General features: G+C 38.8%; 6 protein-coding genes and 2 tRNA genes. 7 read left to right on the forward strand and 1 reads right to left on the reverse strand.

The annotated features are described in order from the left end of the window. Positions 1-45: 45 nt before the first annotated feature. Both B9T27_RS10980 and B9T27_RS10985 read left to right on the forward strand, forming a co-directional pair. Positions 46-1,068 (forward strand): outer membrane protein assembly factor BamD, encoded by a 1,023-nt coding sequence (locus tag B9T27_RS10980; RefSeq protein WP_086206857.1) that lies wholly within the window; start codon positions 46-48, stop codon positions 1,066-1,068. A 124-nt stretch (positions 1,069-1,192) separates the two neighbouring features. Further along, positions 1,193-3,085 carry a DNA primase gene (locus B9T27_RS10985; RefSeq protein WP_086206858.1) on the forward strand — a complete coding sequence of 631 codons (1,893 nt, stop codon included), beginning with the start codon at positions 1,193-1,195 and terminating at the stop codon, positions 3,083-3,085. Between the two features lie 12 nt (positions 3,086-3,097). Here B9T27_RS10985 and hemA read toward each other — a convergent pair whose 3' ends face one another. Beyond that, positions 3,098-4,384, reverse strand: coding sequence for a glutamyl-tRNA reductase (gene hemA, locus B9T27_RS10990; protein WP_086206859.1), 1,287 nt, complete (start codon positions 4,382-4,384; stop codon positions 3,098-3,100). 78 nt (positions 4,385-4,462) lie between these two features. Between hemA and B9T27_RS10995 the strand changes: the two genes are divergently transcribed. The 5 genes from B9T27_RS10995 (at position 4,463) to B9T27_RS11015 (ending at position 7,822) form a co-directional block, all read left to right on the forward strand. Next, a complete protein-coding gene (locus tag B9T27_RS10995) occupies positions 4,463-6,175 on the forward strand; it encodes a tetratricopeptide repeat protein (protein ID WP_213033017.1) in 1,713 nt (570 codons plus the stop codon). Between the two features lie 8 nt (positions 6,176-6,183). Further along, positions 6,184-6,789, forward strand: a complete 606-nt coding sequence (gene lolB / locus B9T27_RS11000) for a lipoprotein insertase outer membrane protein LolB (protein ID WP_086206861.1) — start codon at positions 6,184-6,186, stop codon at positions 6,787-6,789. A gap of 22 nt (positions 6,790-6,811) precedes the next feature. Beyond that, positions 6,812-7,642, forward strand: a complete 831-nt coding sequence (gene ispE / locus B9T27_RS11005) for a 4-(cytidine 5'-diphospho)-2-C-methyl-D-erythritol kinase (protein ID WP_086206862.1) — start codon at positions 6,812-6,814, stop codon at positions 7,640-7,642. Between the two features lies 1 nt (position 7,643). Beyond that, a tRNA-Gln gene (locus B9T27_RS11010) sits at positions 7,644-7,718 on the forward strand. Positions 7,719-7,747: 29 nt separating this feature from the next. Beyond that, positions 7,748-7,822 (forward strand) — tRNA-Gln (locus B9T27_RS11015). Positions 7,823-7,830: the final 8 nt, after the last annotated feature.

Raw genomic sequence — 7,830 nt, forward strand, 5'->3', positions numbered from 1 at the left:
ATAGCGCAATTGTAGCCTATTGCCCGTATAAACAGAGGAATTTTTATGTCGCTACCACATTATAAAGTTACAATGCTTGCATTATCCTTAGGTTTAGCAACGGCTTTAGTGGGCTGTAGCAGCAATCCGAAGAAAGAAGTTATTGATACTGGACCCCAATCTAGTGAGCAAATTTATTTCAATAAAGCCCAAAAAGCATTGGATCGTGGACAATATGGCGATGCAGCAAAATCACTAGAAGCAATTGATACCTACTATCCAACAGGTAATTATGCCCAGCAGGCTCAATTAGAATTGCTCTATGCTAAATTCAAACAAAAAGATTATGAAGGCACCATTGCCCTCGCAGATCGTTTTATCCGGCTAAATCCGCAACATCCAAATGCGGACTATGCTTACTATATTCGTGGTGTGGCGAATATGGAACAAAACTATGACAACTTGATGCGCTATACCTCATTAAAACAAGCCCATCGTGATGTCGGTTATTTAAAAGTTGCTTATCAAAATTTTGTTGATTTTATTCGTCGTTATCCAAGTAGCCAATATGCTGTAGATGCTGCGCAACGTATGAAATTTATCAGCCAAGAATTGGCTGAAAGTGAAATGAATGCTGCGCGTTTTAACATTAAACGCCAAGCTTGGTTAGCTGCGATTGAACGCTCACAATGGGTTACTGAACACTATCCGCAATCACCACAAATTCCAGAAGCATTAGCAACGATGGCGTATGCATATGGCAAATTAGGCGATACAACGACTGCCCAACAATACATCAACGTTTTAAAGATTAATTACCCACATTTAGTAAAACCTAATGGTGAAGTAAATTTACGTGCAGCACGTAAAAAAGGTAGTTGGTGGAATCGCGCTACTCTAGGTGTGTTAGGTCGCCAAGAAACAGCAGATACACAAGAAACTACGATTAAAGAAAAAACCTCAGCTACTGAACACAGTTGGTTGAATCGTATGAGTTTCGGTTTACTAGATAAGTCTGAACAACAGCCAACTTCAGGTGACTATACTCCTGTCAACGAAAGCCTAAACGACAGTCAACGCAATAAATAAAGCATATTGAATATAACGATCAGACGGGTTTTTACCCGTCTTTTTTATGCTTTGATATTTTTAAAATCAAATCTACGTTAAACTGAGTACCGTATTTTTCTCAAGTTTAAGTTTGGCTTCTTTTATGGCAATTCCACAGCATACGATAGATCAAATTTTAGATCGCACAGATATTGTCGATTTAATTGGTCAGCGTGTGAAACTGAAAAAAACAGGACGTACCTATTCAGGCTGCTGCCCGTTCCATCAGGAAAAATCGCCATCATTCCATGTCTATCGAGATAAACAGTACTTTCACTGCTTTGGCTGTCAGGCCAATGGTAATGCCATTCGTTTTCTAATGGATCTTGAAAGTCGTAATTTTATTGATGTCATTAAAGATTTATCTAGCCAAACAGGGATTGAGTTACCGAAAGATAATCAAGATCATAAACGGCTTTCTTATAAGCGCGAAACACCCAAAATTGTTACTGCAACAGCAGTATCACTTACACCATCAGTACCACAATCATCAGATCTAACACCATCTACAGAACATTCCACCGATCCTTTTGAAGCCTTTCAAAACTATCCAGATTTTGATCCCGCTCAATACGATTTTGAAATTCCGCAACAACATATCGTTCAAGATGGCAATCTGTATGACCTTTTGGAAAATGTAGCACAGTTTTACGAACGACAATTACCTCAAAGTAAAACAGCACAACAATATTTTAAAAAACGTGGATTAAGTGCAGAAACCATTCAGTTTTGGCGGTTAGGCTATGCACCTGAAGATTGGCAACATTTAGAAAAAGCCTTCCCACAAGATATTGAAGGTTTAAAACTGGTCGGTTTAATTCGATCCAGTGATAATGGACGTGATTTCGATTTATTACGTGAGCGTGTCATTTTTCCGATTCGGGACCCTAAAGGGCGTATTGTCGGTTTTGGCGGTCGTGCTTTAAATGATGAAATTAAACCTAAATACATCAACTCACCTGACTCTGAAGTCTTTCATAAGAATCAATTACTCTACGGTTTATACGAAGGACGTAAACACAAGGCACAAGACTGGTTAATGGTTGAAGGTTACATGGATGTCATTGCGCTACAGCAATATGGTATTTCTGGTGCTGTCGCAACTCTTGGAACAGCAAGCAATACTGAACATTTAAATATTTTATTTAAACAAAACAATCAAATTACCATTGCTTTTGATGGTGATGCAGCTGGTCAAAAAGCGGCACGTCGAACGTTAGAAATTGCGCTCCCATTATTAAATGATGGCCGGGAACTCAAGTTCTTTGTCATGCCTAAAGAACATGATCCAGACTCTCTTATTCGCAAGGAAGGTATCGAAACATTCCACAGAGAATGGCAGCAAGCTCCGCTACTTTCGGACTTTGTTTTTGCACTTCTAAGCCAACAATATGACATCACCACACCTGAAGGTAAAAGTCAGGTAATGGCTGAACTGAATCAACTCACCGAATTGTTACCCAAGCTCGGTTCATATCGTTATCTGTTGCGTCAATTCTTTAGAGAAAAATTGGGTTTTAATAAAAAATGGCAACCACAAGTCAATTTAGACGCTTCGCTCTCTTTTAATATTCGCACCAAAGATGAGGACTTTGCAGTCGCAATTTTAATGCATCACCCTTTTTTATATATTCATTTTGAAGTATTACGTGCCTTTATTCAGCCCTACGAACTCTTGGCGCAAATTCTCGCGACTTTTGATAAAATTTTTGATGAACTTCCGGATGATCAAGAATTAGCAACTTATTATATTTTAGGTGCATGTAGTGCATATCATTTAGAACTTGCAGAAATTATGCAACGCACTAATATTCCAGCACTAACACATGCCCCTGAAATGGCTGATAAATTAGCATCAGAATACAGTTTAGCGTTGCAAGAAAAATATCTCAAAGATAAACTTAAAGCACCGCAATCCCTTATTGAATCACGTAATTTAAGACAACAGCTGAATGAGCTGACCAAAAAAATCAGCTTAAAATTAGTTCACAGCTAAATAAAAGACGCCTTAATGCGATTTTGGCTTGCGTTGATTTTGAAAAATTTCATCTAAATTTTCTTGTAACCACTCAAAGTGAGATGGGTCTTCGTGCTGAGCAGCATTCCGCAATAACATCGATGTTGGGTGCAAAAGTTTTTGCGTGAGCCTATGTGCAAAATTTTCTAAAACTTTTTCAGGACTTTCGCCTGCAGTTAAATGCTCTAACGCCAAGGACAATTCTTCATGGCTCAGTTGCTCACCTTGCTCACGATAATGACTAATCGTCCCACCCGCTTCATGCACTTTTTGCTGTGTGACCAATTGCGTAACTAACTTATTCACCATCACTTCAGCTTCCACCGCAGCTTGTCTGCGTTGAGCCAAATTATCATCAATGACGCTTTGTAAATCGTCTACACCATACAAGTAAACACCATCCAAGGTTTCTACCTTTGGATCAATATCACGAGGCACAGCCAAATCAACCATGAGCATTTGCTTATAACGACGCTTTTTCAGTGCGGTTTTTACATCTATAAATGAAATGACCTGATGCAAACTTCCTGTACAACTAGAAATGACATCCGCATGATGCAAATGCTGTGCAAGCTCATCAAAAGGAATGATTTCCACCTCAACACGAGCTGTGATTTCTTGCGCGAGTATTGCCGCACGCTCTTGCCCACGGTTACAAATCAGAATTTTTGCCACGCCCATTTCAGCCAAATGCTTAGCAACAAGACTATTCATCTCTCCCGCAGCAACCACCATTACGGTTAGTTTTTCAGGCTGACTAAAGACTTGCAATGCCAATTGCGCCACTGAATAACCCATAGATACTGCATGACTGCCTACAGCAGTTTCAGAACGAACTCGTTTTGCTGCATAAAAGGCATATTCAAAAATTTGATTTAAGTTTTGTGAAACAATTTCAGCATCTTTAGCTAAAGACAGTGCTGTTTTGACTTGACCTAAAATCTGTGGTTCACCGAGCATCAATGAATCGAGCCCACTGGCAACCCGCATTAAATGTGAAACTGCTTGTGTATCTTCATAACGATACACATGTTTTGACAATTGTTTTACATCAATACCATTGGTATGGGCGAGCCAATCTAATACCATTTCAGCATTTTCAGCCATGGCATAGACTTCAGTACGGTTACATGTAGAAACGACCACCATATCATTTAAGGATTGATGCTGGCGTTGTACGGCAAGTAAATCTTTTAAACGCTCAGGATTAAAAGCAACTCGCTCACGTAGCTCTACAGAAGCCGTCTGATGATTGACACCTAATACAAAGAAAGACATATCAGGTCATCATTTCGCTAAATTTATGCTATTGTGCAATAACGGTGTCATAAAAAGCATTACTTGGATCAAGAGAAATTGCGTCAAACAAACAGCCGCATAAACGGCATGAATATAAAGCAATATTCTACCACATTCTTACTTGTTGGTAGCATGGCTTCTAGTGCTCATATTAGAGCATCTGGAGAAATATATCATGCAAAATATAATACTGAAGCTGTAAAACAGAGCATGATCGCTGAGTTTGCCTTGGCCTATCATGATACAGCAACCGCTTTACACAATTATACTGTACTGGCAATCCGCAGTGATTCAACCACCGTCAAGCAACGTGCACTCAATGTCGCACTTGAACAGAATGACTTAAAAGCAGCCCTAGATATTGCGACACATTGGGTGGTTCAAGAGCCTAAAGATGTCCCAGCAAAGTTTTATTTAGCGCATATTGCATTAAAAACACATGAATATGAACTGGCTGCTGAAACTCTAGATAGTATTCTAACCATTGACCCAAATGCCGATTTAGAAAAAATCCTAGAAGGAATTGCACCAGAATCAGAAGAGGATCGTCAAAATTTACTTGGCACATTACGTACTAGTAAAGAAAAAGAAAATCCGTCTGTGCTTATTCTGATTGCCGGTTTAGAGGCACAAAACAACCAAATTGAGTCAGCACTAAAAACCGTCAACAAAGCCCTGAGAAAACGCTCTAAAACCACAGGTTTTATTCTCATGAAGGCCAACTTACTGATGGCTTTGGGCGATGAACAGGCGACTTTAGATTGGTTTGAAACTAGTAGTCGAAAACACCCATATAATTTAGATATTCGCTTAGCTGAAGTTCGTTATCTCATCAAAGTTAATCAATCCGAGGTCGCACTAGATAAACTAGAAAAAATTCTTAAAACATGGCCAGATGCAGAAGATGCACTATTTATTGCTGGCTTAACCGCTATCGATTTAAAAAAATATGATCAAGCTGAACAATACTTGGTCGAGCTACGCTACTCAGCACAATATCAAAATGATGCTTACTTTTATTTAGCAGTCAATGCGGAGCGTAAACAGCATTTTGAAACAGCTAAAGCCTATTATCGTTTAGTAGATGGCAATCTATATACCGTGTCTAGACGTAATTTGATTTCAATTTATGAGCAACAACAGAAATTAAATGATGCTTTACGCTTTTTAACTCAGGAACGAGTCAACTACCCACAGCATGCGAGTTTTTTATATCAAGCGCAGGCTGAAATTCTAAAAAAAATGAACAATAAAAAAGCAGCGTTACGCTTACTCACTGAGGCAGTTAAAAATTTACCAGATGATCCTGAAATTTTATATTCAGAAGTCTTATTACTTGATCCTTTTCAAGATCGTGAGCAGCTTGATAAAGCCTTAAAAAAATTATTACAACTCGAACCAAATAGTCCAACCTATTTAAACGCTTATGCCTATACTTTAGCTTTACAAAACAGGCGTTTAGATGAGGCGCGCCAATATGCCGAACATGCCTTGGAATATGCACCTGAACAAGCTTCAATTTTAGATACACTGGGCTATATTAGCTTTTTACAAAATGACTTTGAAACATCATCTAATGCTTTAGCTAAAGCTTATGCAATTAGTCACAGTGTGAATATTGGAGTTCGTTATGCAAAATCGCTATATATGCAAGGCGCCTTACTCCAATTTTGTACTGTGTTACAACAACTACAACAAAACCATCCCAATGATCCGCAATTAGAGCCATTAAACTCGTTATTGTTACCGCAACATTTAAAAAAGAGCTAATTATTTTTATGCGTCAATTGAGCAAAATTATTTTCGCTATTACTGCTACAGCGAGCTTAGGGTTTACAGGCTGTCAAAAAGTCGTTAAACCCGTTCAGAGCACACCAACCATTGAAATGCCGCCCCATCAAAATGATATACAAAAGCCAATTAATCAGTTTAGTTTAGAAGGTAAAATTGGAGTTAAAACTCCACAACAATCAGGTAGCGCTTTTTATACTTGGGTGCAAAATCAAGAAAATTTTGATATTCAACTGAATGGTATTTTAGGACTAGGCAAAACCATCATTGCAGGAAAACCAGGCGAAGTTAGCTTAAATAGCTCAAAAACTGGACTAATAACAGCAGAAACGCCAGAAGAATTACTAGAACGCGCGACTGGCTGGGTTGCACCGATTACCCATATCGTCGATTGGGTGCAAGCACGACCCGCAACAAATGACGCTCTCATTCAAACTGATTCAGCACAACGTATCTCACAAATCAATGAAGATGGCTGGATTGTAAACTTAAGTTATAATGATAATGCAAGCCTACCGAACAAGTTGATTTTAAAGCAACAACTTGAAGCAGGTAAAGAAAACCGTATTACAATGGTTATTCAAAATCGTTAAATTTTTAAAAGTTTAAATTTCTATGATTCGAGCCCCCTCTCCTGCAAAACTAAATTTGTTTTTGCATATTACTGGTCGCCGTGAAAATGGTTATCACGAACTCCAAAGTATTTTCCAGCTGATTGATTTATTTGATTGGCTAGAATTCAACCAGACAGCAAGTATTGATATTTCAATTGTTGGTTTAAACAGCGTGGACTTAGAAAACAATCTGATATATAAAGCCACTCAAATCTTAAAACCATTTGCAAAAACACCAATGGGTTTAAAAATCAGCATTGAAAAAAATATTCCTATGGGAGCAGGTTTAGGTGGTGGCTCCTCCAATGCAGCAACCACCCTAATTGTGGTCAATCAACTTTGGAATTGTGGTTTATCAATTGAACAATTAGCAGAACTCGGTGTAGCCTTGGGCGCAGATGTCCCCATTTTTATCTATGGGCGAAATGCATGGGCCGAAGGCATTGGTGAACAATTAACATTCATAGACTTAGATCAAAAACAATACATTGTGCTCAAACCTGACTGTTTTATCAGCACTCAACTGCTTTTTTCACAAAAAACATTGACAAGAAACACGAAGCCTACTAAATTTTGCGCCTATCAGATAAAGCCATCTGATTTCGGAAACAACTTTGAGCCACTAGCAAGAAGTTTATACCCTGAAGTCAATGAAGCAATGCAATACTTAGATCAGTTCGGTATTGCAAAACTTACAGGTACAGGTGCTTGTGTTTTTACTGAAGTAACAACTGCTATGAATATCGATGAAATTTTAGCAAACTCACCGTGTAAAGCTTACATTGTGAACAGCCTAGATGAATCACCGTTAAATCATTTCAGTGTTATATGATAGGGGCGTCGCCAAGTGGTAAGGCACCGGGTTTTGATCTCGGCATCCGTTGGTTCGAATCCAGCCGCCCCTGCCATTATTTTTCATCTGTAGATTGTGTATTTTAGGGGCGTCGCCAAGTGGTAAGGCACCGGGTTTTGATCTCGGCATCCGTTGGTTCGAATCCAGCCGCCCCTGCCATTAAATAC

The sequence above is a fragment of the Acinetobacter sp. ANC 4648 genome, assembly GCF_002135345.1.
Lineage (GTDB): Bacteria > Pseudomonadota > Gammaproteobacteria > Pseudomonadales > Moraxellaceae > Acinetobacter.